The 23,670-nt window shown below is 36.4% G+C and carries 32 protein-coding genes; 18 read left to right on the top strand and 14 right to left on the bottom strand.

The genetic code is table 11. From position 1 onward, the window contains the following. Positions 1-26: 26 nt before the first annotated feature. Together ACLCDV_RS16270 and ACLCDV_RS16265 are read left to right on the top strand one after the other, a co-directional pair. Positions 27-743: an outer membrane beta-barrel protein gene (locus ACLCDV_RS16270; protein WP_317665782.1), complete on the top strand. Its 717-nt coding sequence runs from the start codon at positions 27-29 to the stop codon at positions 741-743. Beyond that, a complete protein-coding gene (locus ACLCDV_RS16265; RefSeq protein ID WP_411971663.1) occupies positions 740-1,894 on the top strand; it encodes a S41 family peptidase in 1,155 nt (384 codons plus the stop codon). The genes ACLCDV_RS16270 and ACLCDV_RS16265 overlap by 4 nt, the downstream gene beginning before the upstream one ends. A gap of 1 nt (position 1,895) precedes the next feature. Here the strand turns inward: ACLCDV_RS16265 and ACLCDV_RS16260 are convergent, their stop codons facing one another. Beyond that, entirely contained in the window at positions 1,896-2,309 is a 414-nt protein-coding gene (locus ACLCDV_RS16260) for a DUF1801 domain-containing protein (protein WP_411971662.1), read from the bottom strand. Between the two features lie 123 nt (positions 2,310-2,432). On the opposite strand from ACLCDV_RS16260, the gene ACLCDV_RS16255 reads away from it, so the two are divergent. The 4 genes from ACLCDV_RS16255 to ACLCDV_RS16240 all read left to right on the top strand — a co-directional run bounded on the left by ACLCDV_RS16255 (position 2,433) and on the right by ACLCDV_RS16240 (position 4,577). Continuing rightward, entirely contained in the window at positions 2,433-2,975 is a 543-nt protein-coding gene (locus ACLCDV_RS16255) for a DUF4269 domain-containing protein (RefSeq protein WP_411971661.1), read from the top strand. A gap of 17 nt (positions 2,976-2,992) precedes the next feature. Next, entirely contained in the window at positions 2,993-3,550 is a 558-nt protein-coding gene (locus ACLCDV_RS16250) for a Crp/Fnr family transcriptional regulator (protein WP_317665786.1), read from the top strand. 78 nt (positions 3,551-3,628) lie between these two features. Then, entirely contained in the window at positions 3,629-3,946 is a 318-nt protein-coding gene (locus ACLCDV_RS16245; protein ID WP_411971660.1) for a DMT family transporter, read from the top strand. A 160-nt stretch (positions 3,947-4,106) separates the two neighbouring features. Then, positions 4,107-4,577, top strand: a complete 471-nt coding sequence (locus ACLCDV_RS16240; RefSeq protein WP_317665789.1) for a hypothetical protein — start codon at positions 4,107-4,109, stop codon at positions 4,575-4,577. A 74-nt stretch (positions 4,578-4,651) separates the two neighbouring features. Here the strand turns inward: ACLCDV_RS16240 and ACLCDV_RS16235 are convergent, their stop codons facing one another. The 5 genes from ACLCDV_RS16235 to ACLCDV_RS16215 form a co-directional block, all read right to left on the bottom strand. Further along, the gene (locus ACLCDV_RS16235; RefSeq protein WP_317665791.1) at positions 4,652-5,032 is read right to left on the bottom strand and encodes a hypothetical protein; all 381 of its coding nucleotides are present in this window, start codon (positions 5,030-5,032) and stop codon (positions 4,652-4,654) included. Between the two features lie 133 nt (positions 5,033-5,165). Beyond that, complete coding sequence (locus ACLCDV_RS16230; RefSeq protein ID WP_411971659.1) at positions 5,166-5,726, bottom strand: hypothetical protein; 561 nt, start codon at positions 5,724-5,726, stop codon at positions 5,166-5,168. A 428-nt stretch (positions 5,727-6,154) separates the two neighbouring features. Further along, the gene (locus ACLCDV_RS16225) at positions 6,155-6,886 is read right to left on the bottom strand and encodes a DUF1080 domain-containing protein (protein ID WP_411971658.1); all 732 of its coding nucleotides are present in this window, start codon (positions 6,884-6,886) and stop codon (positions 6,155-6,157) included. 385 nt (positions 6,887-7,271) lie between these two features. Then, positions 7,272-8,273: an aldo/keto reductase gene (locus tag ACLCDV_RS16220; RefSeq protein WP_411971657.1), complete on the bottom strand. Its 1,002-nt coding sequence runs from the start codon at positions 8,271-8,273 to the stop codon at positions 7,272-7,274. Positions 8,274-8,355: 82 nt separating this feature from the next. Continuing rightward, positions 8,356-9,264 carry a helix-turn-helix transcriptional regulator gene (locus ACLCDV_RS16215; RefSeq protein ID WP_317665799.1) on the bottom strand — a complete coding sequence of 303 codons (909 nt, stop codon included), beginning with the start codon at positions 9,262-9,264 and terminating at the stop codon, positions 8,356-8,358. A 180-nt stretch (positions 9,265-9,444) separates the two neighbouring features. Between ACLCDV_RS16215 and arsC the strand changes: the two genes are divergently transcribed. Then, a complete protein-coding gene (gene arsC / locus ACLCDV_RS16210) occupies positions 9,445-9,795 on the top strand; it encodes an arsenate reductase (glutaredoxin) (protein WP_317665801.1) in 351 nt (116 codons plus the stop codon). Positions 9,796-10,222: 427 nt separating this feature from the next. Here arsC and ACLCDV_RS16205 read toward each other — a convergent pair whose 3' ends face one another. The 4 genes from ACLCDV_RS16205 to ACLCDV_RS16190 form a co-directional block, all read right to left on the bottom strand. Then, on the bottom strand, positions 10,223-10,435 hold the full coding sequence (locus ACLCDV_RS16205) for a hypothetical protein (protein ID WP_411971656.1): 213 nt from the start codon (positions 10,433-10,435) through the stop codon (positions 10,223-10,225). A 40-nt stretch (positions 10,436-10,475) separates the two neighbouring features. Further along, the gene (locus ACLCDV_RS16200; RefSeq protein ID WP_411971655.1) at positions 10,476-11,102 is read right to left on the bottom strand and encodes a hypothetical protein; all 627 of its coding nucleotides are present in this window, start codon (positions 11,100-11,102) and stop codon (positions 10,476-10,478) included. A 167-nt stretch (positions 11,103-11,269) separates the two neighbouring features. After that, positions 11,270-11,827, bottom strand: a complete 558-nt coding sequence (locus ACLCDV_RS16195; RefSeq protein WP_411971654.1) for a DinB family protein — start codon at positions 11,825-11,827, stop codon at positions 11,270-11,272. A 51-nt stretch (positions 11,828-11,878) separates the two neighbouring features. Continuing rightward, on the bottom strand, positions 11,879-12,403 hold the full coding sequence (locus tag ACLCDV_RS16190; protein ID WP_411971653.1) for a Crp/Fnr family transcriptional regulator: 525 nt from the start codon (positions 12,401-12,403) through the stop codon (positions 11,879-11,881). Between the two features lie 224 nt (positions 12,404-12,627). On the opposite strand from ACLCDV_RS16190, the gene ACLCDV_RS16185 reads away from it, so the two are divergent. The 6 genes from ACLCDV_RS16185 to ACLCDV_RS16160 all read left to right on the top strand — a co-directional run bounded on the left by ACLCDV_RS16185 (position 12,628) and on the right by ACLCDV_RS16160 (position 16,724). Next, positions 12,628-13,275: a hypothetical protein gene (locus ACLCDV_RS16185; protein ID WP_411971652.1), complete on the top strand. Its 648-nt coding sequence runs from the start codon at positions 12,628-12,630 to the stop codon at positions 13,273-13,275. Positions 13,276-13,308: 33 nt separating this feature from the next. Continuing rightward, positions 13,309-14,067 carry a DUF1266 domain-containing protein gene (locus tag ACLCDV_RS16180; protein ID WP_411971651.1) on the top strand — a complete coding sequence of 253 codons (759 nt, stop codon included), beginning with the start codon at positions 13,309-13,311 and terminating at the stop codon, positions 14,065-14,067. Positions 14,068-14,077: 10 nt separating this feature from the next. Continuing rightward, positions 14,078-14,245 carry a hypothetical protein gene (locus tag ACLCDV_RS16175; RefSeq protein ID WP_333574807.1) on the top strand — a complete coding sequence of 56 codons (168 nt, stop codon included), beginning with the start codon at positions 14,078-14,080 and terminating at the stop codon, positions 14,243-14,245. Between the two features lie 17 nt (positions 14,246-14,262). Beyond that, entirely contained in the window at positions 14,263-14,757 is a 495-nt protein-coding gene (locus ACLCDV_RS16170; protein ID WP_411971650.1) for a hypothetical protein, read from the top strand. A 211-nt stretch (positions 14,758-14,968) separates the two neighbouring features. Further along, on the top strand, positions 14,969-16,171 hold the full coding sequence (locus tag ACLCDV_RS16165) for a hypothetical protein (protein ID WP_411971649.1): 1,203 nt from the start codon (positions 14,969-14,971) through the stop codon (positions 16,169-16,171). 112 nt (positions 16,172-16,283) lie between these two features. Beyond that, a complete protein-coding gene (locus ACLCDV_RS16160) occupies positions 16,284-16,724 on the top strand; it encodes a hypothetical protein (RefSeq protein WP_333574810.1) in 441 nt (146 codons plus the stop codon). A gap of 134 nt (positions 16,725-16,858) precedes the next feature. Here ACLCDV_RS16160 and ACLCDV_RS16155 read toward each other — a convergent pair whose 3' ends face one another. After that, positions 16,859-17,305 carry a hypothetical protein gene (locus tag ACLCDV_RS16155; RefSeq protein ID WP_333574812.1) on the bottom strand — a complete coding sequence of 149 codons (447 nt, stop codon included), beginning with the start codon at positions 17,303-17,305 and terminating at the stop codon, positions 16,859-16,861. Between the two features lie 307 nt (positions 17,306-17,612). On the opposite strand from ACLCDV_RS16155, the gene ACLCDV_RS16150 reads away from it, so the two are divergent. Next, complete coding sequence (locus tag ACLCDV_RS16150) at positions 17,613-18,047, top strand: SRPBCC domain-containing protein (RefSeq protein ID WP_411971648.1); 435 nt, start codon at positions 17,613-17,615, stop codon at positions 18,045-18,047. A 45-nt stretch (positions 18,048-18,092) separates the two neighbouring features. Beyond that, on the top strand, positions 18,093-18,878 hold the full coding sequence (locus ACLCDV_RS16145; protein WP_333574814.1) for an alpha/beta hydrolase: 786 nt from the start codon (positions 18,093-18,095) through the stop codon (positions 18,876-18,878). A gap of 34 nt (positions 18,879-18,912) precedes the next feature. On the opposite strand, the gene ACLCDV_RS16140 is transcribed toward ACLCDV_RS16145, so the two are convergent. Continuing rightward, complete coding sequence (locus tag ACLCDV_RS16140) at positions 18,913-19,113, bottom strand: YqaE/Pmp3 family membrane protein (RefSeq protein WP_075994862.1); 201 nt, start codon at positions 19,111-19,113, stop codon at positions 18,913-18,915. Positions 19,114-19,399: 286 nt separating this feature from the next. On the opposite strand from ACLCDV_RS16140, the gene ACLCDV_RS16135 reads away from it, so the two are divergent. Further along, positions 19,400-19,603, top strand: a complete 204-nt coding sequence (locus ACLCDV_RS16135; protein WP_317665825.1) for a hypothetical protein — start codon at positions 19,400-19,402, stop codon at positions 19,601-19,603. Positions 19,604-19,714: 111 nt separating this feature from the next. On the opposite strand, the gene ACLCDV_RS16130 is transcribed toward ACLCDV_RS16135, so the two are convergent. After that, positions 19,715-20,260 (bottom strand): hypothetical protein, encoded by a 546-nt coding sequence (locus ACLCDV_RS16130; RefSeq protein ID WP_317665827.1) that lies wholly within the window; start codon positions 20,258-20,260, stop codon positions 19,715-19,717. Positions 20,261-20,507: 247 nt separating this feature from the next. On the opposite strand from ACLCDV_RS16130, the gene ACLCDV_RS16125 reads away from it, so the two are divergent. Then, on the top strand, positions 20,508-20,954 hold the full coding sequence (locus tag ACLCDV_RS16125; RefSeq protein WP_333574815.1) for a GNAT family N-acetyltransferase: 447 nt from the start codon (positions 20,508-20,510) through the stop codon (positions 20,952-20,954). Between the two features lie 232 nt (positions 20,955-21,186). On the opposite strand, the gene ACLCDV_RS16120 is transcribed toward ACLCDV_RS16125, so the two are convergent. After that, complete coding sequence (locus ACLCDV_RS16120) at positions 21,187-22,386, bottom strand: transglutaminase-like domain-containing protein (protein ID WP_411971647.1); 1,200 nt, start codon at positions 22,384-22,386, stop codon at positions 21,187-21,189. 444 nt (positions 22,387-22,830) lie between these two features. Between ACLCDV_RS16120 and ACLCDV_RS16115 the strand changes: the two genes are divergently transcribed. Then, positions 22,831-23,628, top strand: coding sequence for a hypothetical protein (locus tag ACLCDV_RS16115; RefSeq protein WP_317665831.1), 798 nt, complete (start codon positions 22,831-22,833; stop codon positions 23,626-23,628). Positions 23,629-23,670 lie beyond the last annotated feature (42 nt).

Genomic DNA, 23,670 nt, shown 5'->3' with positions numbered 1-23,670 from the left:
TCTGTTATATTCTCTATTCAGATTTCATGTGCAAACCCAGAAATATTTTATTGATTTTTTTAGGTACTCTAGTAGCAACATCATCAAAATCGCAAATATTTTTGGGTTTAAGCTCAGGATATACTAGAAATTATATGATTAATAATTTTAACAAATATTTTATAAAGAAGGTTGCTCCAGGACACGGTTTTGCGTATAGTATCGATGCTGAAATGTATTTAAAAGAAAAAATTTCAATTTCGTTGTCTTTAATTTATGCTCAAAAAAAATACTCTTTAGTTAGTGGTGAGCCGTATGAATATACGACTAAATTTAACAATAATTATTTTATATTACCATTAAAAATGCAGTTTGACATTCCCTTGGGAAACAAATATTATTTTTTATTATCGGGAGGAGCATATATTGGATATTGGATGAATGGTTATGTCATGGGTGTTGTCCCAGATATTTTTAGTATAGACGTATCGAAAAATGAAGATCAAATTGAATACTATCGTTTAGTGAATTATCAAGACGAATATCAGTTTAATATGATGAGAGACAAGAGGAGCGAATTTGGAACGGTACTTGGTACTGGTATTGGATTTTTTGTGTGTAGAAATATAATTATAAAATTAGGTGTTGATTATTTGGGATCTCTGACAGGGCAAGAAAGAGGAATCTTATTAAATCAAAAAAGAAAAGTCAATAAGACATTAGTAACTTCTCTCGGTGTAAAATGTTTTATAAATATTAAATGAAAATTTCTAACTGTTTCTTATTTTTAATAAGCTTAATTGGATGCAAGACTTCCGAATATAATGATAATCCTAATATAGTAAAACAACCAAGAAATTTTGACGAAATTTTTGAAGCTTTTTGGTGTGGAATGAGGACGCATTATATCTATTGGGATATTGATACCACAAATTGGAATATGGCTTATAATAAATATAAACCACTATTTCGAAATCTAAATATAAACCACGCAGATGATATATCTCTATCTGCAGATTATTTTAGAGAAATAACTAAAGGATTGATAGATTCTCATTTCCAAATTGTGTTCGAAGATAGTATTCTTGGAGGAGCAATTATATTTCCAGCTTCAGATAAAAAGGCAAAGGCAAGCGATTTTAGATTGCCATTTGACTATTCAACATTAGATAAAAAGTATTTTGATGCAGATTATTTACAGGGTATAGACGAATTAACAAAGATCAATAATCAATCACAAGAGGTTGTATTAGCAACTATTGATAAAAACATTATATATTTTCACTGTAATCAATTTTCCTTAGAAAGATCCTTTTACTCAAACTCAGAAGGAAATGTCAAACTTATTTTAGACAAGTTCTTCGAAAGGATCTATTTGAATCAATATAAGGGGCTGATTATTGACTTACGATACAACTTTGGGGGAGATTTGGCTGATTTAAAATTTTTTTTAAATCATTTTGTTCAGTCTGAATTAACTATCGGTTTTAGCAAATATAAGAGGAGTAATGGAATGCTTGATTATAGTCCTTGGATTAAAGCTGTCATACCTGCTGGAAAAAAAGAAAAACGTAAATTACTTCCGATCATTATACTCGCAGATAGATTCACAGTTTCCACCGCTGAATTAATAATGTTGTCTCTCCGTCTTTTGCCTAATGTAAAGATAATTGGAGAGACCAGCTGGGGCGCTACTGGACCTATTGGAGCAACTAATCTGTTTCAAGCGGGAACATTTAAAGTGCCGGGCTATTTAACTGTTTATACTTCTTCGGCAGCGTTCAAATATATTGATGGGCGCATATTCGAAGGTGTAGGGTTTCCTCCCGATGTGTCAATCCCTTTTAGTAGTGAAAAAATTACAGACAATATTGATATACAATTGGAGTATGCTATTTCCGTTTTAGGTAGATAGTTTAGTGTAAAAATTTAATGTATTTAGATCTAGGTTTCGTTAAACCTATCTTTTTGCTTCGTGATAGTAGGTTTCTGCATAGACTATTCGGCGCAATTAAAATATCTCCGATCGTATTTATCGGAAGATCTTCCTGTGGATCAATAGGCAATGTTTTCATCCGAAGACACTGACCTGCTTCCAGCTGTACCTGGTCCAAATGTTTACCTTCAACCATCAGTAGGTACGGAAATGTAGTCCGTTTGTCGGTCCATAGGTAACAGAATGCTTTTTTTCTATAGCAAAAGCAAGGCATGCCGTACTTTATGGTTTCACTCACATCCGCATCCTGTTGAAGGATAATATGTCTTAATGCTAAAAGACAGCTTTTATTTGGTTCTTTCTGGTTCAGATAGAAATGTTGGATCTCCTGCATATGAATGATGTGTTGCAAATAAAGATACGAGACTTATCCTTTTTTATAGGATATAGTTACCATTTTCTTTTGTTGTTTAGTATATTCAGACCTATTTTATGCGATCGAATTATCAATTTGCTTATGACCATAAATTTTAGAAATATAGACTATTTGAATAGTGGAAATGAAGTGCAGAAAAAAGCCTATCGGTTACTGATGGATTATCAGATTATTAACCGTCTTGAGGACTACAGTCCGATTGTGGTTGGTACGATACCGATTCAGATAGATGTTGATGGGAGTGATGTAGACATTATTCTTTGTGTAGATGATTTTGATGCGCTTGAAGAAAAGTTGTCTCTTAATTTTTCGCAGCATGCACATTTTCGGTTACAGCGGGCTGGCGGTCGTGTAATCGTGTGCAGCTTCTCGATTGAAGAGCAGCTTTTTGAAATTTATGCAACGGATAAAGCAACTGAAATTCATAATGGATATTTACATATGCTTAAAGAGCATGAAATCATTCAATTGAGGGGTGAAGAATTCGCTGAGCAGGTCAGACAGCTCAAAAGGAGCGGGGTAAAAACTGAGCCTGCATTTTGTCAGCTATTGGGAATTGAAGGCGATGCATATACAGAACTTCTAAAGTATAATCCAGCAGATAATTCGATAAACTATGAATGATTTTAATCTAAAATAGTATGAATCCCCTAATTGAACAATTTAAAAAATATGGCTATCTCAATGAAACAATTGAGAAAGCGGTAGAAAATAGGACTCGTTATTTTTTTAAGAAAAAGGGTGAGCATTTTTTGAGGGAGGGGCAGCATTTATCAAGCTATTTTGTTTTGCGTACAGGACTGATTCGTGCTTATTTCTTTAAAAATGGACGTGAAATGAACAGTTGGTTTGGTGAGGAAAACCAGATTTTTGGATCGATTTTGCCCGTTTATACTGAAAAGCCCTCTTTTGAAAATATTCAGTTTTTGGAAGACTCCGAGATCTATGCAATTTCTGTGGACGATTTGAATGAATTGTATCGGATTTATCCTGAACTAAATCTTATAGGCCGAAAGATTGCTGAGGAGGTTTGTATTATTCTTGAAGAACGGATTATGTCCCTGCATACCGAATCTGCAGTAGAACGATATCAATCTCTCATCCGCTTACAGCCCAACTTGTTAAATAGAATTAATCTTGGCCATATTGCATCATATTTAGGAATTACACAGGAAACGCTTAGCCGGATACGACGATAAGTATACGATTTTGATATAAGTCAAAAAATGCCCCTTATATAGCGATTATCTTTGCTTTAGAAATTTAAACTATTGAAAATGAATTGGATTGCATTGGTTATTGCTGGCATTTTTGAAATTGGCTGGCCGCTCGGATTAAAAATGGCTCAACAGCCAGATTCCAATAAATTTGGTTGGATTCTATTCGCTATTGTCTCTATGAGCATTAGTGGCGGATTATTATTTTATGCTCAAAAAACTATTCCTATAGGTACAGCATATGCCCTATGGACAGGTTTAGGGGCAGTGGGCACATTAATGGTCGGAATCTTTTTTTTCGGAGATTCGGCCAATGTATTTAGACTCCTGTCTGCAACATTAATCGTCGCAGGAATTATTGGCTTAAAGATTTTTTAAAAATACAGGAAATGTTATTTATCTCAGTGTACATAAAAAAATAGAATGTGCGCTCAATTTTCTTCAATTGGATTGTTAAAAATATATAAAATCTATTTTTTTTAGTCTAAACTCCTTAGAAGTGAGTATGTTGGGATGATTTTTGCTGCGCAATTAAATTATGAGGCAAGAACTAGCTGAAAAAATAGAATTGTATAGTAAAAGGTACGGCCTATTTATGCGACCGGAGTATATTAGCTTTGCTCGGGATACAACAAGGCTGTTGCTTCGCAACGAATGTCTCCGTGAAGGTGATATAAAAGCTTATCAAGATTATATTGCCTCACATTATCCCGAAGATCTTCCCTGGGAAATGAAACAATTTCAGGAAGCGACCAAAGCATTGGAGCGCATGAGTAAGGAGATGGCTATTGCATGGGTGAATACACATCGAATCAATATTTTTGAATCCGACATTTTTATCGATGATGAAGATTCAATTCTGCGCCCCATTCAATCAAAAGATGAAGACATGTTTCGCTATAATTTTAACGCCTTGGAAGAACTTATCTACAATCACCAAAGACCGGACGACTTATTTCGGCGGAATAGAGATTGTTTTTGGATAGATACAAGAATTGACTGGCGGTAGTTTACTGCTAATTGATGTGTTATTTCCCAAGAGCTATCTCGTCTCTGACGAATACCTCTTGGGACACTTTTTTATTATTTGGATTCTACCACAAAAATTTCATTTTCTTGTCCAAGGATCACGGTAGGAAACTTTTTGTTGAAGTCAATCGCAATATCTCCTTTTCCCTTTTCACCGTCTCCGTTGGAATCCCAATCTAATGTTACGTAGTATTTTATGGGCTCAGCGTCACTGACTTTAGGCTGGATGCGCTTAAGGTGATTTTTAGGTAAATCGAGTTTGAGATCAAAAGGTATTTGGTTCGCTGTAAAACTCTTTTCCAGAATCATTGTAGCTGGTACATCTGCTATCTGGGCCGAAACTGCATACAGACGAATCTTGCCCGTTGGATTTTTAACTGCAATAGCATTTGTTGATTGAATTTTTACGGAAAGACCAATTGTATTCGTACTCATTTTTTTCGTATTTAATGTTGTTGAACAACTGCTTGCAGCGAGTGCTACAGCAAGTACTGATATTGTAAGTTCTAACATAATGATTTTTATTTGTATTGTTTTAACTGTTATTGAAGCACCAAGATTGAATAGTTTACAATTTGAAGGATATCCCGACATTTGCAATCCCGAGGTAGCCGAAACCAAATTCGCCATAGATACCTATTTTATTACCGTAACGAATGGCTATCGGCGTAAATTGATAGGATAGCGCACCGAAGCTCGCTCTATCTTCTTTTTGTCTATTGTTAAATTTTGCATAGCCCAAACCTCCTTTTCCATATAGTTTAAGTTTAGTTTTATTCAAATAGCTATATTGCATATTCAAAAGTCCCCCAAAAACATTCCATTTTGAATCCCCAAGATCATCTTTGTAAGAAACCGTATTTTTACCATAAAATCCGTCGATGCCTATAGACAGTCTTTTGTCTAAATTACGTGAATACCCGGCAGTAAATGTGCCAGTTCCGCTGGAATGTTCTACTTCTCGTCCGAGTAAACCCATAAATATTCCCTCGCCGAGCATTGTGCCGATCTCTTGGACCGGAACAAGTCCATAACCCACTCGAATTGCTGATTTTTTTTGCATGTTTTCTTGCCCATATCCTGCCAACGAAATCAAGGAGACTAGGACGATGAATATAATTTTCTTCATTAATATAGTTAAGTCAGGATTTTATGTGACTTACTTTAGGTAACGTTTTTAAAATTTAATTCGCTACAAGTTATTTTATATAGTATTTTATTTCTTTTTTATATCGTATTTTGATTTTAAATTCTTTTAGCCTGCTAAAGTCTTGTGGAGTTTTTGGGCTGTATAAGATGTTTTTTTCAAATCAAGGTACAGACACTTTTATCAAGGACTAAATGTCTAGCGATGGGATAGTTTAATTCCTGACGGATTTCATTGGCAAAGACAGTGGATGAAAGACAGCGGATGAAAGACAGTGGATGAAAGGCGGGGAATGAAAGCGGGACAGGAAGATAATAGGAGGGTTAAAGCCAGACGACCGGGCTGAGATCATAAGAGTTAAAGTCCTTGTAACAAAAAAGATCCTTAGCGCAAGCTAAGGATCTTTTTTGTTACAAGGACTTTATTTTTAGGTTTCTAAATGAAACACCTCTCGACCAATCCTGTAGTGCTAGTTTCCCACTGATATGTTTACCAAACTCTGGATAGTCTTTGAAATTACTATGTTTTACCAAATCTTTCCATTTGTCTGAATTAAAATCCATTTCAGCGGTGATTTTACCATTCAGGTAGAACGTTACCTTTCCGTCTTTTTGAATAATACTCGATTCATTCCAATCATCCTGTGCTTTAATATTGACAAAGTTTTGCTGCGGTAGAAATGTATAAAGACAACCTGAACGCTTTAGAGGTTTATCAAAATCAGGATGAGAATCTGCCAATAGTTGGTATTCTGGTCCAGAATGGTAGGTCGCATTGATATCCGGTCTTTCCTGTACATTGACAAAAACACCGCTATTTCCCTCTTTTTCGAGCTTCCATTCAAACTTAAACTCATAATTTTTATACTCTTTGTCCGATACCAAGTCATATTTTTGGCTTTCACTGTTTGGATCACAGTAAATAGTCCCATTTTTTACAACCCAGGCTGTAGGAGCATTTTTACTATTATTGTAGGTATGCCAATTGTTGAGTGTGGTACCATCAAATAAGAGTTGCCAGCCATTACTTTGCTCTTCTTCCGTTAATGTATTCGGACTGCTTTTTTCATTTTGACAGGACAGTAAAACACAGCCCATAAAGACCGATAAGATGATTTTTTTGAAAAGGTTTAAGTTTATCATTGTTTAATTTGTATAAGTGTTTCTTTAGTAGGGTTTTATTTGATTAGATTCCCTTGTGAATCAAGTATGCCCAATTAATAAATATCCTCTAAAATAATTTTTAATGTGAACTTTCGGCGACAATTTCGTGTTCCTTTGCAAATTTGTTACACAATACCAGTGACTATACTTATACTGAGGTTCGCCTATTTACGAGCTTAAATGTCCGGATTAAATATTTGGGCGTCATTTGCCTGTTTTTCCGTTCAAAAAAAGTGGAACAGGACTTGGTGTTCGTCTCTGTTCATACAGCACATCATGACAGCGTAACAAGGACGGATGAGAAGAGAACAATATTAGAGATTATAAGTGGCGGCGGCAAGCCACTCATAATCTCAAAAATGGATTAATGGTTGACTAAAGCCATAGCACCTTCACTGTATCGTGCTCCGATATTGGGGTATTTATGAAGTATTTCATCTATTTTTTTTAAATCATCATTCGATAATTGTACATCAAGGGCACCAACATTTTCCTCCAGGTATTTTCTTTTTTTAGTTCCAGGAATAGGAATGATGTCATTTCCCTGTGCCAGCACCCACGCTAAAGCGAGTTGTATAGGACTACAGTTTTTATCTTTTGCCAGTAGGGAGAAGTCGGCGACTAAATGTGCATTGTTCAATGCATGTTCACCTTGATTACGAGGGAGGGTTCTTCTAAAGTCGTCCGAAGCAAGATCGTCTAAATTTAAAGAATTGGAAAATAATCCACGCGCTAGAGGCGCGTAGGGAATTAAACTTATCCCCAATTGCCGTACGGTCTGTAAGATTTCTTTTTCTACATCACGTGTAAGGAGCGAATACTCACTCTGTAAGGCAGTTATAGGGTGTACCGCATTTGCTTTAATGATTGAGGCGGGAGATGCTTCGCTTAAGCCCAAATACCTTACTTTTCCTTCTTTAACCAATTCTGCCATAGCGCCTACGGTCTCTTCGATCGGAATATTGGGATCTACGCGGTGTGCATAATAAAGGTCTATCGTATCGATTCTAAGGCGTTTTAAACTTTTTTCCACCGCTAGTTTTATCCATTCGGGCGAGCCATCAAAATAGGTGTTTGCCGTACCACTTGGACCTGCTATTTCATCTTTAAAGCGAAACCCAAATTTTGTTGCAATAAAAACTTTGTCACGGTTGGGAACAAGCACCTTTGAAATAAGTTCCTCATTGGCACCGTTGCCGTACATATCCGCGGTATCCCAAAAATTAATGCCGAGGTCCAATGCTCGTTCCAATGTCGCAATACTCTCTTTTTCGTCCGTAGGTCCGTAAGCAAAGCTCATTCCCATACAACCTAACCCAATCGCAGAGAGTTTTTCATTTGTTGTTCCAAGATTTCTATATTTCATAATGATTACATTTTGTTCAATACAAAAATACATATGGAACAAACGAAGCGAGTTAAGACAATCAAACAGATTGTTATACAATTCAAACAGTACTGCTTCGGACTTGGTTTGGAGACATCCCGGTTTGCTTTTTGAAGAAATTGGTAAAATAGGATGGATATTCAAATCCTAGACTGTAGGCAATATCCGATACATTCCAATTGGTATGCAACAACAAAGCTTTGGCTTCTTGGGCCACTCGGTTAGCAATATGTGCACTGGTGGTTTTGCCTGTTGTTTCTTTTACCGACCTGTTGAGGTGATTGATATGAACCGAAAGCGCATGCGCATAATCTGCGGGGCTTTTCAACTGCAGGCTAAGCTGAAGGGTATTGATTGGAAATTGTCTTTCTAATAGCTCAAGAAATAGTCCTGATACCCTGGTTGATGCATTGGTATAAGATCCAAAACTCGCTGCTGGACTTGATTTCATCGTTTCATGAATGAGAAGATGTAGATAACTTCGCAACATATCGTCTTTATGGATATAGCTCGAGTTCATTTCAACCATCATCTTTTGGAAGATGGTTGAAATTTCTGCTAATTGTGTTTCATCTGGAAAATAAATCGGGTTGCTGCCTATTTTGAACAGGGGAGAGTCTTTTAGACTTTCTATCCGTTCACTATGCTGTATAAATTCCTCTGTAAATACACAATACCATCCGGATTGTTCTGAGGATTCGGGTTCCCAAGCATATGGAACAACCGGGTTCGCAAATAACATGGCAGGTCTATCGATTTGTATCCACTTATCTGCGTAATATAGTTTTCCACGGCCTATGATAAGGGAGGTTTTATAAAAATCACGACGATTATATGGAGATACAACGGTACAAGATTCTCTGCTAAAAACATTGAAATGCCCAATTCCCGTATTATTTAATGGCAAATCCAGATGAGTTAAACCTGGTTGTCGTTTGTAAAAATCTGTTACACTTTCGGCTGATTTCATACTACTAAATTAAAAAAAGAGAAACAATCCTACGTCATCAATGGATCAGTTTCTCAAAAATGCAATCCCGTTTTTTATATAACGCACTTTTATTTGAATCGTTTGTGATTTTGTTACTATTTTTGAGGGTATCCAATAATTGATTTTTTATTACAAGGATATCCTTTACATATTGCGACCATGATTAAAATTTATCATAATAAAAATTGTAGTAAGAGTTGTAATGCATTGGAGTTGCTACAGCATCATGCTGTGGATATAGAAGTACAGGAGTATTTAAATGATGTTCCGACGAGAAACCAATTGATTGAATTATTGGGTCAACTTGCTTTAAAACCTTTGGAACTTATCCGAAAAGGTGAATCGGTCTTTCAGGAAAAATTCCAAAATCTTTACTTGACAGATGAGCAATGGATCGATGTGATGCTGGCGTATCCGATCTTGATTGAGCGCCCTATCGTTGTAAAGGACGGTGCAGCAGTAATTGGTCGACCTATTGAAAAAGTTTTAGCACTCATTGATGCTAAGTGATGATGCTGGCTTGATTGTTGTGTTTTCAATTGTATGAAACATTTTTTGAATATAGCTGCAGCCGTGTTGGAGGTACTTAAATTTTTTTTCTAATCACTAATTTTGGCTTTTTTTTGAACGGTTAAAGATATCTCCTATGATATTATTTTAATCGACATGATTTAGTGGGTTATTCTTTTAAAGAGGCTATTTATGCTTACACCGACTTTATCAGGGTCTTGTTGGTGTATCCCATGGCTGTATCCTGGTAAAAGAATCAGTTCACAATTGTTGTTTTGTTTGATTAGATTTGCATAATGTTTGATTCGAAGCTGATCATAGGCATCAAACCAAAATCTATCATTTATTCCCAATTTACTGTTCATTTCTTTTTCATACCGCTCGATAGGTCGATTGTAGGCGATGAAAACGGTAACAGGGACATTTTTTAGCAGCTGTAAATCGGCATATTCTTTAAAAAATTGTTTCCGCTCATGCCGATGCCACTTTCAAAGATGACGATTGGCTCGTTGGCTTTTCTTTTTTCCAACCCCTTTACCCAATAGAATGTTCGTATACCTTTAATATTGGTCATCTCCTGTGCATACGTTTGTATGACCATAATGGAAACAAAGAATAGCATGATCGTCCAGGTTTTCATATTTATTTTAAAGCTCAAATGAAAGGATGAATTTTTGCATTTACCGTTTATTTATTAGCGCTGCAATATGTTCTTTGAGGCCATCGGTTGATTGTAGTCCAATGTCCGAAAATTGATAATCATTGAGCATAAATTGGTGGAAAGTATCATGTTCCAACAATATGGTTCTACCTTTTGAAAGGTTGTAGATTTTAGTGTTAATTACGCTAATATCATGGTTTTCTTGCGTAAATGCGATAAAATCAATACGATAATCATCCCGTATTAAGGTGCCCTGGCCAAAATAGTCGGGGTGGTTTCTTGAGACATTTCCAGCGTAAATTTTATTCGTTTGAGCTAAAGTCATCATAGATTCCTGCGGGGTTAATTTAACGACAATATTGCAGAAAGAATAATATTCCTTGTCATGAGGAGATTTGGTTACGCTAAATGTGTAAATAATATAATTATCTGCTCCGACCGATAATGAGTCTACGACTACTTTGGTTCCTAAAGCCTGATAGGGTTTGACGTGGAAGTTGAAATTTTGTAGCGGTAAAATGTTGGCCTGCGGAGGTACCTTAGTATTATCTTTTTCGAGAAAATAGTTTGAATCTTTTACTTGTCCAAAACTATTTTGAGTAAAGCAAATCAAGAAGACGATCCATATTCCTAAAATTCTATGCATTTTTTTTATTTTATTGGTTATCTGATGCTGTCTAAAATAAATACATAATCTGTATCATGGTACGATTATTCGGTCAATATGGGGGTTGCCTCGGTTAGTCAATATTATTTGTCGGTAAGCCCAAATGCTTTTGGTGTATATGCTGTAGGATTCTTTAGGTCCCTATTTTAATGTGTTGTAGTTAACGACAAGATATTCTTTATTTGTACAATGTGTCTGGTATTATGATGAATAATAAAGCGAAATATATCTCCTAAACGGAGCTGTATCCAGCTGCTAAAAGATAGCCTAATACGAATTTTGGTTAGATCTTTCGACCTTGCCTTACCGAGTAGATGAAGGAGTCTATTTTGCTGTTCTAAAAAAACTGGAATCGGTTCGGTGCTCTGCATAAGATTTCTGGGATCCATTTTTCGAAAAGTTTTCATCTTTTTTTTCTTATCACTTGGTAAAATAGAATTAGCAAAATAATTTCCTAAAAAACCGCTTTTGAAATCAACATTGTAGCCAAGATTGCTTTCGGATATTCTTTTTGTGATTTCAGGTAAATAGAAACTTCCGTACAGATTCAGGTGCTGTATGCATTCGAGGATATTCCAGGACCCTTCATGAGGTCTTTTATGTAATGTCTCCTGAGAAAGGGCTTCTAGGGAATTGACAAATGACATCTGTTCATGTACCTGCTTTTCCAGTTGATCAAGTAGTTCTAATGATTTACATTTCATCTTTTTTTTGATAAAATACTCGAAAATAAATTGGAAAAAAATTGATTTAACTCAAGATTTACTGATTCTTGATAAAGTTTCGGGACTCATTCTAAGATAATTGGCGATATACTTATTCGGAATTAGTTGAAACAATCTAGAATTTCGTTTAATGAGTCTTTCATACCTGTTTTTTGGGGATTTCAGCAATAGATCTCGTTCTCTTTCAAGCTGCTGTAACACCAACTGTTCCAATATAGTGATATATAATTTTGTGTTTTCTGAAGTGGAATAGATAAAATTCATAAAATCTTCCTTCCCGGCGATTAGCATATCTGTTTTCTTTATTGCCTGAATTGCATAATCCGAGTAGCTACCATGAATAAAAGAATCCATAGCTACAATGAGATCTCCATCATATCCAAAGCGAATAATCTGTTCATGATCTTCCTGAAAAATAGAAATTTTGATGCTGCCTTTTTTTATGAAATAAATTTTTGAATCAATCGAACCATTCATTTTGATGTATTCGTTCCTCCTAAAAGAAATTTCCTTTTTAAAGATGCGAGGTGATATGAGATCGAACAGCTTATGCATACACGTTGGATTTAATTGAATCATTAAAGGTCTTCGAAATTAGCGATTGTATTGCTGTTTTCAAATATTGATTATTGAGCTACAAATATCGCCAAGTTTTGACCTAATATGGGTTCCAGATTTACCGGTTGAATAATTATGTGCAGATTTACGGTATTAAATGAAAACATGGAATTTGTTTTCACGATTTTACAGATTTAAATACTTCATTAAATAATTTTAGTTTGAAAAGAGTCTTCGTTATCCTGTCCATTTTGCTGGTTTCATTTTTAATAGCAGCATTTTTTATCAAAGTCAATAAGAGGGAAACCTTGCTCTATAAGATACAGCAGTGGGTTACCTACGATACAGCAGATTGGGAAAATTATGAACACAATAAACAGCTACTTGCCGCTGGGTCTACCGAAGTAACGACGACTGAAGTGGCAGCTGTAGAAGATGATCTATACCCGGTTGATACAAATCGCATATCGCCAGAATTTAGGGCTTTAGAAATCGAAAAAATTAGAAAGTCAGATTTTGGACAATTAGTAATAGCGAAGTTACCACCGGATCATGAGGATGCACAAATCGCATTAATTCATCTCACGAATCGTAAACTGACCGATGTGATAATCAATCTGAAGATTAATATTAAAGTTGGAACTTGTTTTGAAAACCCAAAAACAGCAGGTAATTATCGTTGCGTGAGTTGTATGATTTTACTTTACAATCGAGCGAAGAAAAGTTGGGTGGAGGCTCCAAACGGTGAAAATTTCCTGAAAAATGCCTATGATTTTTACCAGGCGTCTGAAGGAGATATTTGGCAAGCACGCGACTTGTCCATGAGAATCCCTTATGATTATGCGCTTGTGGAAAAATATAGTAAGTAAGATTTCTTTTAAGTAGTTAATATCAATACCGTTATGTTTAAATTTTTAAGAGAATTATTGAATACGGCAAAGGAAGGTGTGCATGAAGCCAAAGATGAACTTACTTTGAAAGCCGAAGAGGAAAAAAGGGCGGGGAGTTTAGCAAATGATAACAATATACTTCTGGATATTCCTTATGAAGAACAGTTTGGTAATGCATTAGGAGCTGCATTTAGAGTCATTGTTTTTGGGGACTGGTTTACGGTATTCGGAAGTACGGGAGATGATGGAAGTTATCCGATTCACTTATATCAATTTGGAAATTATCCCAAAATTGATCAATATAGAAGTGATTTTATCAAATTGTTAAAAAGAGATTTTGGTATAATAGATACAGACAGCTGTCTTGAATTGTTGAGTTCATATTTTACATTACTTGGAATAGAAAAGACAGGGACCGCATTGGAAGGAAAAAACAGCAAGATCGATACAGCCGTTTGGGATATCTCCAAAGTAGGGGTAAATGCCTTTGTTGTTGCTGTAGCAAGTCATATTACGACATCCGCAACGGACGTTGGATATCTATCAAAACCTGTGGCATTAGATGTTCTCAAAAAGTTGTCAGTATATGCGAAAAAGCATTTTAGTGATTGGTTGCTATTTTCCGATCAATTTATGGAAGGAGAAGATCATGTTGGGTTAAATAGTAAAATTGGGAAATCTTACTTGAAAAGGTATATTGGATATCTTAAAGAAAAGAAAGGAAGTCCCTGGAATAATGTCGCATGGTGGAATGGTAATCATTCCGTCTGAGTGTTATCTCATGTGGCCTTCACATCCACTACATTTTACGGCTTTGGATTTGCGCTATCAATTGGAACAACAAATCGCTCAGAAAGAACTCCGAGACCATAGCTATCTCGAAGGATTGGATGCTATCGAGAAAGATGAAGGGGAAATTCCTATGTTCTATCTGATTTGTGTCAGTTAATTTTTTTTGCGAAATAAATGAATTCTAAAGGCATTGTTTTGGTTATCAGTTGTGTGTTGATCGTTGTCGTGTTGACAGAAGTCTATAAGAAAAATGTAGCTGAAAATTATTTATACGGTGTTAAAAAAAGCTATGAGATGAATGATCATTTTGAAACAGATAAATTAAGAAAACTGTCGTCACGACCCTTTCTATTTGGTATAGAAGATAATCTGTTAAGTGAAGAAGATTATTTTTTTGATGAAAATTATTTTTATGCTGTCGCTCGAAAAGACGGGGCAGGTAGATCCTTTAGGTTAGTGGATATTATTGAACTTCGTAGGACATCGACTCAAATTAATAATCACTATATCTGGCAAGTTGTCGTTCAATTGGATAGTAAGGGACAGTCCATTTTCAGTTTTACGCATAACTATTCCCTCTGGAATAGAAATTTCTATGTTTTTTATCAAAAAATACGAGAATTAAATCCACATGCAATCAAATCAAAATGGAGTTTGTGGACGATGTAATTTTATGAATTAGGAAACTGGGTGTGCCTTCGCTTATCCCCATCCGATGATTATTCACCGATGATTTTCTTTGTTTCACCGAAATAGATTAAGAGAAGTCCGTATTGCCATCTATATTTAAGACGTTTGAACAATTCGTGTTCGAGATCTAATTAGATTACTTTGGTTCGATATTTAATTTTTATAATTGAGATTTTATAAAGACTTTCAGATGATGAGTACGTTAATTAAGGCTGGTTCCCTTGTGTTTGTGTTTTGTTTCGTAATTGCAATTGGGAGGTCTCAGTCTCAGATTCCACAAGCGAAGATGCATTTGGTTAAAATGTCATCCTATTCACTATTAATGGAAAGTGCGGGGAAAAATTTGAAGGATAAGCGTTACCAGGCCGCTCTAAACGATTTTAAAGCTGCTTTTATACAGAAAGATTCGGTGGGTAAATACGATTATGCGAATGCGATGGTGGCAGCGGCTAATGTAGACAGTGTGGACTTGGCAATAGCGTGGTTTGAGGAAGGAATTAAGCTGGGACTTGGAATAACTGATGATGAGTACCGGTATTTTTCATCGGCCGAGGAATTTCAAAATTTAAAACAACAAAGTGCCTATCAAAATCAATTGGATCGGCTATCATTAAAGGTAGCTCAGTTGAAAAAGCAACAAGCTGAGGCTAAACGTGAGTGGTTAAAAAAGATTCAACACAATAGTTCAAGGGGGGCAGGTGAGGTGGTCAAATCAGGTTTTGCTTTATATTGGAATCAAATGGGCGATAGTCTTGTACCCTATTTGGTCTATCTACCTGCGAAGCTTAAAGATAAAAACAACGTAAGAGCTATCGTCTACTTACATGGTGGCGTCTCAAGTGTCACTGAGTTCCAGTTCGCGGACCCAAGTGTAGCGGACGAGCCGATTTTTAAATTGGCAGATCGTTTGGGATTTGTTGTAATTTATCCCTTTGGAAAAAAATCGTACGGTTGGGTACGACAACGTCCTGCCTTTCAACAGGTGTTAGCAATTACCGAAGAAGTCAAACTTAACTATTCACTGGATAGCAAAGAAATTTACCTTGGTGGAATGTCTAATGGTGGTACAGCCGTTTATTGGTTTGCCGCCCAAAGTAATACACCATTTAGTGCCTTCTTCACATTATCTGCCGATTGTGAACTCGTTATTGAGCCGATCGATTGGGAACGGTTACACAGCGATAGACCAATATATTCTTTTCACACGGCTGACGATACAATCTATCCAATAGCGAAGGTCAGTGCTGTCTACGCTAGCCGAAAATCATCGGCTTGGCATCTTCGGACACTGAAGGCTGGTGGCCATGGGTTCATTTACGACCCCGTGAAAGGCAATGAATTATTCATGCAGTGTATTACTGAAATGCTGGAGGGCGTTCATAGGGCAAGATAACCGATAAAGCGGTAGGGTTGTAAAGAATCCAATTTCAACGGTTGGATATATAGAAAAAGAAAAATGGCTAAAACTGTAATCTAATTGCTTTTGTTATCTTAAGTAAAACGTTATGGGTAAATTACGATTATTGATCATGAATGTGTTGATAGTTTTTTTTTACGGAGCTTGTCAATTCCCCCAAAGTCCAACACAATCCAGTACAAATGAATCTAAGCGCAAGGCAGAAGAATTACCTTCTAACGTAACTTTTTTTGGTGGTGGAAGATCTAAGGAAATGAATATGGTATCAGGGAAAACGGATACTATTTTTATTTCAGTCCATCAGGCGGATTCGGTTCTTATCAAAATAAAAACTCCCAGGGATACAGCAAATGTACGAATTAGTCAGCTTTTTCTGCCCAATGGTTCGGCTGATGGCCCCTTTGGCAAAGAACTTGCCTATAGATTTAAAGATGTTGGCCAATATCATATTACTGTGAATGAGAATAAAATGGTGGGGAATCATTACTCAGGGCCATATGTAGTGCAAATTGTGCCAATAGTTCAATAGTGCACTTGAAATAATAGAATAGAACAATAGTTATTCCGAGTGAAATGGATTCAGAATAACTATTGTCGCATTCAGAAATTTATTACAGCAGCCCTTCTGCTAGTATAGGATTAAAACGAGATCTTCTTTCTAGGCTACTCAACATCACCTGTGTACTTAATCGTATTATCCACGTAAAGAGCTGATTTTTTAGCATCATATTTATAGTTATCCTTTTGGTAAATGTCGTTTTCGACTTTATCCAGGATAATGGTTTTTTTACTGTCATCAGGTAAAAATAATTCTACCTTTGATTTATCCTCGCTAAGGACAACAAAGGCACTAATGACAGCTTTCCCTTCTTCTTTCTCCGTTGGATTCAGGCGTAAGCCAACATTAAAGACCTGGATACATCCTTGTTTGATCTCACTCCAAGTTTGTCCCGCCGCGACTAAACAACCGTGCTCATCCTTGCTGCCGCCGATCGATGGAGTTGCTTCCTTGCTTTGATCAGTTGTTTCTTTTGATTCGCTGTTCTTGGGAGCATTGTTACAGGCTGTAAAAGTAACAAGGCTCATGACTATAAATGCTAATTTTCTCATTTGAATCGGTTTTTTATATGTTCTCTCATGTTCATACAATAAATATACCATAGTCTTCTGTTTATTCATTAATCGACTTATTACGGTAGGCTTTCGTCCTTTTCTTAAATATAGAGTGAAGCCCCGCTGTATAGCAGAAAAATGTGTGTAGCTTAAATCAATATTGTCATAGGACAAGTCGAATTTCTGTATAGTTTATTAATATTGTGGTGCCGCTCGATGCAATCATTTATCTCAATATATTGAACGGAATGATTTTAAGCCAGTGTAGATAGACAAAAGTATTCTTATCATTTAAAAACATCGTATGAAACGTAAAGATCGTCCTGTCAAAAATTTGGTTTCGGTTATTTTAGTTGAAAAGCCACTAGCCCATGTTTGGAAATACTGGAATGATGCTGATGCAATTATGCAATGGAATATTCCATTTGACGATTGGCACTGTCCTGCTGTTCATATTGACTTTAGGGAAGGCGGGATGTTTAATTTTAGAATGGAGCAAAAAAATAGCCGGGAGGGATTTGATTATGTAGGCGTTTACGATGAGATTATTTTGATGGAATACATTGGAAGTATGAGTGGAGGGAGAACCTGTGTTGTTGAATTTCAGGCTATTGATAACAATACGATTATCCGGGAAACTTTCGAGCCTGATACATTTACACCTTTGGAACTACAACAGTCTTTTACCGATGGGGTCTTGTTAAGTTTTAAAAAATTTATAGAAAACAAATCGCTGTAGAAGCGTGTTGCTACTGACAGAAATATAGACTTTATAGGATAAATTATGCGTGAAATAGAATCGAAAAGCGGTTATGCACCTGCAAATGGAATAAAACTTTACTACGAAATATTCGGCACAGGAAAGCCTTTAGTATTGATTCATGGCGGAGGTTCCTCTGGCTACACTGATTTTGAAGAGACAGTAAAAAGATTGCATGATCAGTACCAGTTGATTGTGATAGACCTGCAAAATCATGGAAGATCCGAACACAGAACCACTCCCGAAACCTTCGAGCAGGATGCGAAAGATATTTCGGCTGTTCTTGACTTCTTTTCTATCGAAAAAGCGTCATTTTTCGGTTTTAGCAATGGAGCGACAACACTTTTGAAATTTGCGACGATGTATCCGGACAAGGTGGAAAAGCTGATTGCTGCATCGGGAAATACCAAAAGAGAGGGGCTTTTAGATGGTTTTTTTGAAAGTATGGAAGCTTCAACGATCAACGATATACCGCCTTTTCTCAAAGAAAATTTTATGAAGCTGAACCCAGATCCAGAGAAATTTCGAAATATGTATGAAAAAGATAGCCAGCGCATGATAAACTTTAAAGACTTCGAAACGGAATCCTTAAGCCTTTTGACCTGCCCGGTATTTTTGATAGGTGGAGACCAAGATGTTGTAAAAACGACACATCTAGCTGCCATGCAACAGCAGATTCCTCATGCTCGACTGCTTATTTTACCGGCTAATCATGGGAACTATATGATGGCTGATTTTAATGGCGATGTAAATGACCAACTGATCGATTTTACACTAGGACAAATACAGCATTTTTTGGCACCCAATTGATCACTGTTCAATCGAATAAGCTCGCGCCCAAGGTTTATCGATAATTACGCATATTACGTTCCATCTTACGTATGCGCTGTTCGTTTTTTCCGTCAACACGAGATGCAACCGCCCAAATGGCTGCGGGTATCCAACCCAGTATAGTCATCTGTAGGATCAAACAGAGAATGCCACTTAGAATCTTACCGCGTAAGAAAAACGATAACCAAGGAAGTAAGACTGCTATTAATATCATAAATAATAGGGTTATAAACATTAAAATACAAAAGTACGGTATTCACCATTAAAAATCGCGAATAATATCAACTAAAGCAAATTAAATTATTTTTTGTCTGTTTGTAATGTATTGATATTTAATGTGTAATGGTTTTTTCGTTGCTAGAATAGGGAAATGTTAAGAAAACTTAAAATATGCCTTCCGACGGATGATTTTTAAAATTTTGAGGAGGTGTGGCACCAATGTTGATGTTCCCCTGTCGAATATTTTAGATGCAGATTACATAGAATAAATGACGGAAAACATGGGAAACAACAATAGTGTTATTGAAAATTTAGACAGCAAATATCGTGGATATCTAGAGGATGAGGGGAAATGGCTCAATGAAGGTTTTAAGAATATTTTCATCGATGGGGTACCGAGTAAAGAAAACCTGAAAACATCGGTTTATCTTATGTTACCACAAGAGATCAGAGAATATGTTGATCAATTGTTACTCAACGATTGATTATAACATTATAGGAATAAGTAATTCAAAGTAAAAGTTTACTAGAATCAGTTTTTTCTGATTTTAGTAAGCTTTACTTGTTTAAACGGGAGAGGGCAGACCACGTCTCCATTAAATGCCATATTCTTTCACGGTTTGGCAAATTTGCTCTTTTTGTTTTCGGCTTAATACGTTCAACATGGTAAGGATTTCTCTACCTTGAAAAGTCTCAAGCTCAAGTCTAGGCCCCAACCAATTGCTTTCAATAATACGGATATTAACGATTTGAATGTAGGGCACGAATACCAGCGCATCCAAATCTGCTAAAGCCCACATACTCCCGGTCTTCTTTTTAATCCGTTTAAAATACAATCCTTTTTTATCTGTCCGGGCTCGGATGACCTTCATGTTGCTCTTTAGAAGAAGGAAGCCGCCGATAATAAAAGATAAGTGGAGTAACAGCATAAATAATGAAACTAAAAAGCGAAATACGTCTTTAAAGTCAAGTACCATGGCACTGAAATTCTCTTTAAATGAATCATTCGGATGATAACCGATGAAACATGTAGATATCCCCATTAAAATCAAGATACTACCGATGATAATGGATCGCCAATTGGGTAGGTAATAATTTATAAAGGTTTCACTGTCTGTGGCTGCTAATTTTCTCCTTTTCATATCTAAATATAGGGGCCTTATAAATTGACCGTATAGAAGACTTACAATTCGTTCAAAAGCATTTATAATTCGATAACTATTGTTATAAAGGCATGAAGTCTGTTTTTGAAATTATTATGAACTTGTTTATTGGTCGCGTCGAAATCCATGTTACCGAAGATTGGACCACTGCACATCTGCGATCTGGATGAGGTCGATACGAAAGAGTTGCGATACATTTGCACTATAAATCAAACTATTTAATGAAATGAATTATAACATTAGAAAGGCAAGTCTTGAGGATCTTGATCAAGCAGCGGCGTTATTCAATCTTTATCGAATTTTCTACAGACAGGAATCGGATTTGGAAAAAGCCAAAGAATTTTTGAGGGAGCGATTTTTGTACGGAGAGTCAGAAATCTTTTTGGCAATTCAGGGCGAACAAGCTGTTGGTTTTGTTCAGCTTTATAAATTGTTTCATTATACTAAATTGCAGCGACAGTGGTTGTTGAGTGATCTATTTGTGCATCCTGATCATCGGAGTAAAGGTCTTTCGGTTCGGCTTATCGATCGTAGTAAAGCCTGGTGTGAAGAGACTGGAGCTTGTGGTCTGATGCTTGAGACTGAGAAAACAAATGTTATCGGTAATAGTCTTTATCCGAGGTGTGGATTTGAATACGACGGCATGCATAACTATTATCATTGGTGGCGATAACCTTAACTGGATCGCCAGGGCACTTCTACGCCTGGCGATCCGGTTGGCTACTTGGATTCATCAATTCAGTGTGCCCACTGCGAATTTCTATCTGGATTAAGATTTTGAATCCGTGCTATCACTTCATCACTCACTGTTTTGTCAAAAATATTTTTCATAATTTAATGCTAATTGGTTTTCAGGTTGCTGGAACTTTGGTTGGGGATGATAACGTACGAAATAATAATCTATATTAATTGAAGTATAATATCACATTTAAAGGCTCATCTTTTACAGTTACTCTCTTTTCGGTAGGCCCATTTTTATTGTTGTACCTCAAGGTATAAGATTGGTTTTTTTTCACGATAAATGTTAAATAATCATTCGCATCCTGCAGTTTAGTTGCGGTCGAACCACCGCCAATTTGATCATTTCCTTGAAAGATATCCACATTGCATTTTGTTCTGCCTTCCGGTTGACATTGATCGTTACTGAGATACATGGTTACGTTTAGACGGGTGTAAGATTTGTCGTTCAATTGTTGGCTATATTGCTGATTGAATAGATCAATATAGCGCTGGGAAACATTATCTGCATATACTTCTGTTTCGCTCCATGCTGGGAATGAGGTAGCGGCCGGTTTGTAGGAAGCCGCATAAATGGAATGTTCCTTGCTATTCGGATCGGCTTTCCCTGCGTCGGCCAAAAACCAGCTGTAATTTAGTTCTTTGTCCGGATAATATTCAGTAAAATACCATTTACCATTCATCCATACCTCGACCCAACTGTGGTTACCACGATTGTCATGCCAGTTTGGTGTACCTGCAATCCGGGCCGGTATACCTACTGATCGCAATGCATCGATCAGTAAAATGGATAATCCGGTACAAGATGCCATCCCTTGGCTTATCGATTCAGATGGATTTTGATCTGCTTTTTTTCGTTGGGTATTGTAATCGACTTTTACTTCATCTCTGATATTCTTATTTATGGCTACAATGGCATCTTTTATCGTTTTGCTATTTGTTACATATTTTGAGAAACGATCGTAGAAATCACCACGCCAGTCGTCTAGATCTTCAGAAAATACACGATAGGGCAATACCTCATTTAGAAAAATAGAATCTGGAATTTCCTTAGCCCAGGAAAATGTTGATTTTGCCTGGTAAGCCTTTTCAATATTATGGATAAGATGATCACTCTTAATCGTCGTTAAATCATTCTTAGGCATATAAGCTATGAGAAAAGCCGCGCCTTCACGCATTTCTTTGGGCAGTTTCTCTAGTACTTTTTCCAGTTCATTACGATTCGTGCCGGCAGCTTTTAGTGCATTTTTGACCGGTTTTTGATACTGACCTGGTAAAGAGGAAAGCTTGAAATCTTGTGCAGATGCTTTGAAAAAAATGGCTGTAGATAAACAGCAGAAAACTAAAGAAAATACCTTTTTGAACATAATATACGCTTGCTTGTTCTTTATCTATTTAAATTAATACGATTTGTATATTTCAAACATAGATAATTGATTTTTATATGCAAAAATACGTTTTATAGTCTGGCTCGTAACTTAGAAGCCCAATTTACATAATTTCTTCTTTGACAGCCAATGAGCCTCTGTTCTAGCCCGATAGCTACCTGCATTGGGACAGAGCCGTATCACAGTCCCTGTGAATCCGAGATGAATCCGACATTCTTTTGGAGTGACAGCCCTTTATTAAGGTGGACTCAACGTGGACCCAACGCGAACGAAGTACAACGATGTACTTTTGGATTGCGCTGCACTTCTAAAAAGTCAAAAGGTGTTAATCCCGCACAATTTCATTTGCAAATGAATACAAATTTATTTTAGTTTGAAGATCTTTACGGCAAAGTAAAGATCGTAACCCAAAAAATAATTTGAATGACAATTCCGATGAAGCCGTTTCATTTTCTATATTATAGTGTATGCTGTCTGATCCTTTTATCTGGTATGCTGTATTCCTGTCAATCGCAAAATCCGGATCGGGTGATCCTTGAAAAATTGGATAGAACCTTTAATGCATCCAAATTTTATGGCCCCAAAATAAAAAGGAGCGAAGAGTTGCTGCATGCGGACGTTAAAAGTATGGATAAGAAAGAGTTGAAAGAAGTCTTTGAAACCGCCATATTTAAAAAGGATACGCTTGCTATTTTTAATTCAGAAGGGAGCCTGCCAACGTTATTTTATATCGAGTCTACCGCAGCTTGGGGAACACGGAAATTAAAGCCAGTTAAAGATTTCGGTTATCGTTATACAACTGTTTCTTATAATGAAGAAAAGGATACCGTAGCGATATTATCCGGAGTCTCTTTTCCAGCCTTGACTGTGGCAGAGGATAAAAATGGTGAATTTACTTATCTATATGCACTGAAGTCTTCAAAAAATAAAGATGATTTTCAAAATATTTACAACTATCTACAGAAGACGTTTACAAAATTGATGCTTCAAGATGATGCGGGAAGTGGTATAAAAGGTTGGGAAAATAAAGACTTTTACTATTTTTTGCATAAAAAAAATAGAAGGGAAGAACAGATTTTTTCATTTGGAGAAGATGAAGACGATAAGCCGACGACTACAGACATCACCGATATCCGTTTGGAAATTTATTCTAAAATTTACATCCAAAATATGCAAAAAGAGCAGGTTTACTTACCGGATTATATCCCCATTATCAAATGACAGATGTAGATAATGGGTAACCTGCAAACTTGTTACAAACCT

This window comes from Sphingobacterium sp. Lzh-3 (genome assembly GCF_046764375.1).
Taxonomy (GTDB): Bacteria; Bacteroidota; Bacteroidia; order Sphingobacteriales; family Sphingobacteriaceae; genus Sphingobacterium.
This window is presented reverse-complemented; position numbering and strand designations above follow the sequence as displayed.

Bases quoted from the DNA above. Each gene is read 5' to 3' on its own strand.
- ACLCDV_RS16150 (WP_411971648.1), top strand. From the start codon at position 17,613: ATGAAACGTAAAGATCGTCCTGTCAAAAATTTGGTTTCGGTTATTTTA.
- ACLCDV_RS16130 (WP_317665827.1), bottom strand. From the start codon at position 20,260: ATGAAAAGGAGAAAATTAGCAGCCACAGACAGTGAAACCTTTATAAAT.
- ACLCDV_RS16140 (WP_075994862.1), bottom strand. From the start codon at position 19,113: ATGATATTAATAGCAGTCTTACTTCCTTGGTTATCGTTTTTCTTACGC.
- ACLCDV_RS16220 (WP_411971657.1), bottom strand. From the start codon at position 8,273: ATGAAATATAGAAATCTTGGAACAACAAATGAAAAACTCTCTGCGATT.
- ACLCDV_RS16225 (WP_411971658.1), bottom strand. From the start codon at position 6,886: ATGATAAACTTAAACCTTTTCAAAAAAATCATCTTATCGGTCTTTATG.
- ACLCDV_RS16240 (WP_317665789.1), top strand. From the start codon at position 4,107: ATGAGGCAAGAACTAGCTGAAAAAATAGAATTGTATAGTAAAAGGTAC.
- ACLCDV_RS16190 (WP_411971653.1), bottom strand. From the start codon at position 12,403: ATGCATAAGCTGTTCGATCTCATATCACCTCGCATCTTTAAAAAGGAA.
- ACLCDV_RS16125 (WP_333574815.1), top strand. From the start codon at position 20,508: ATGAATTATAACATTAGAAAGGCAAGTCTTGAGGATCTTGATCAAGCA.
- arsC (WP_317665801.1), top strand. From the start codon at position 9,445: ATGATTAAAATTTATCATAATAAAAATTGTAGTAAGAGTTGTAATGCA.
- ACLCDV_RS16160 (WP_333574810.1), top strand. From the start codon at position 16,284: ATGGGTAAATTACGATTATTGATCATGAATGTGTTGATAGTTTTTTTT.
- ACLCDV_RS16265 (WP_411971663.1), top strand. From the start codon at position 740: ATGAAAATTTCTAACTGTTTCTTATTTTTAATAAGCTTAATTGGATGC.
- ACLCDV_RS16270 (WP_317665782.1), top strand. From the start codon at position 27: ATGTGCAAACCCAGAAATATTTTATTGATTTTTTTAGGTACTCTAGTA.
- ACLCDV_RS16165 (WP_411971649.1), top strand. From the start codon at position 14,969: ATGATGAGTACGTTAATTAAGGCTGGTTCCCTTGTGTTTGTGTTTTGT.
- ACLCDV_RS16195 (WP_411971654.1), bottom strand. From the start codon at position 11,827: ATGAAATGTAAATCATTAGAACTACTTGATCAACTGGAAAAGCAGGTA.
- ACLCDV_RS16145 (WP_333574814.1), top strand. From the start codon at position 18,093: ATGCGTGAAATAGAATCGAAAAGCGGTTATGCACCTGCAAATGGAATA.
- ACLCDV_RS16200 (WP_411971655.1), bottom strand. From the start codon at position 11,102: ATGCATAGAATTTTAGGAATATGGATCGTCTTCTTGATTTGCTTTACT.
- ACLCDV_RS16180 (WP_411971651.1), top strand. From the start codon at position 13,309: ATGTTTAAATTTTTAAGAGAATTATTGAATACGGCAAAGGAAGGTGTG.
- ACLCDV_RS16135 (WP_317665825.1), top strand. From the start codon at position 19,400: ATGGGAAACAACAATAGTGTTATTGAAAATTTAGACAGCAAATATCGT.
- ACLCDV_RS16155 (WP_333574812.1), bottom strand. From the start codon at position 17,305: ATGAGAAAATTAGCATTTATAGTCATGAGCCTTGTTACTTTTACAGCC.
- ACLCDV_RS16115 (WP_317665831.1), top strand. From the start codon at position 22,831: ATGACAATTCCGATGAAGCCGTTTCATTTTCTATATTATAGTGTATGC.
- ACLCDV_RS16175 (WP_333574807.1), top strand. From the start codon at position 14,078: ATGTGGCCTTCACATCCACTACATTTTACGGCTTTGGATTTGCGCTAT.
- ACLCDV_RS16170 (WP_411971650.1), top strand. From the start codon at position 14,263: ATGAATTCTAAAGGCATTGTTTTGGTTATCAGTTGTGTGTTGATCGTT.
- ACLCDV_RS16235 (WP_317665791.1), bottom strand. From the start codon at position 5,032: ATGAGTACGAATACAATTGGTCTTTCCGTAAAAATTCAATCAACAAAT.
- ACLCDV_RS16230 (WP_411971659.1), bottom strand. From the start codon at position 5,726: ATGAAGAAAATTATATTCATCGTCCTAGTCTCCTTGATTTCGTTGGCA.
- ACLCDV_RS16260 (WP_411971662.1), bottom strand. From the start codon at position 2,309: ATGCAGGAGATCCAACATTTCTATCTGAACCAGAAAGAACCAAATAAA.
- ACLCDV_RS16120 (WP_411971647.1), bottom strand. From the start codon at position 22,386: ATGTTCAAAAAGGTATTTTCTTTAGTTTTCTGCTGTTTATCTACAGCC.
- ACLCDV_RS16250 (WP_317665786.1), top strand. From the start codon at position 2,993: ATGAATCCCCTAATTGAACAATTTAAAAAATATGGCTATCTCAATGAA.
- ACLCDV_RS16205 (WP_411971656.1), bottom strand. From the start codon at position 10,435: ATGAAAACCTGGACGATCATGCTATTCTTTGTTTCCATTATGGTCATA.
- ACLCDV_RS16245 (WP_411971660.1), top strand. From the start codon at position 3,629: ATGAATTGGATTGCATTGGTTATTGCTGGCATTTTTGAAATTGGCTGG.
- ACLCDV_RS16215 (WP_317665799.1), bottom strand. From the start codon at position 9,264: ATGAAATCAGCCGAAAGTGTAACAGATTTTTACAAACGACAACCAGGT.
- ACLCDV_RS16255 (WP_411971661.1), top strand. From the start codon at position 2,433: ATGACCATAAATTTTAGAAATATAGACTATTTGAATAGTGGAAATGAA.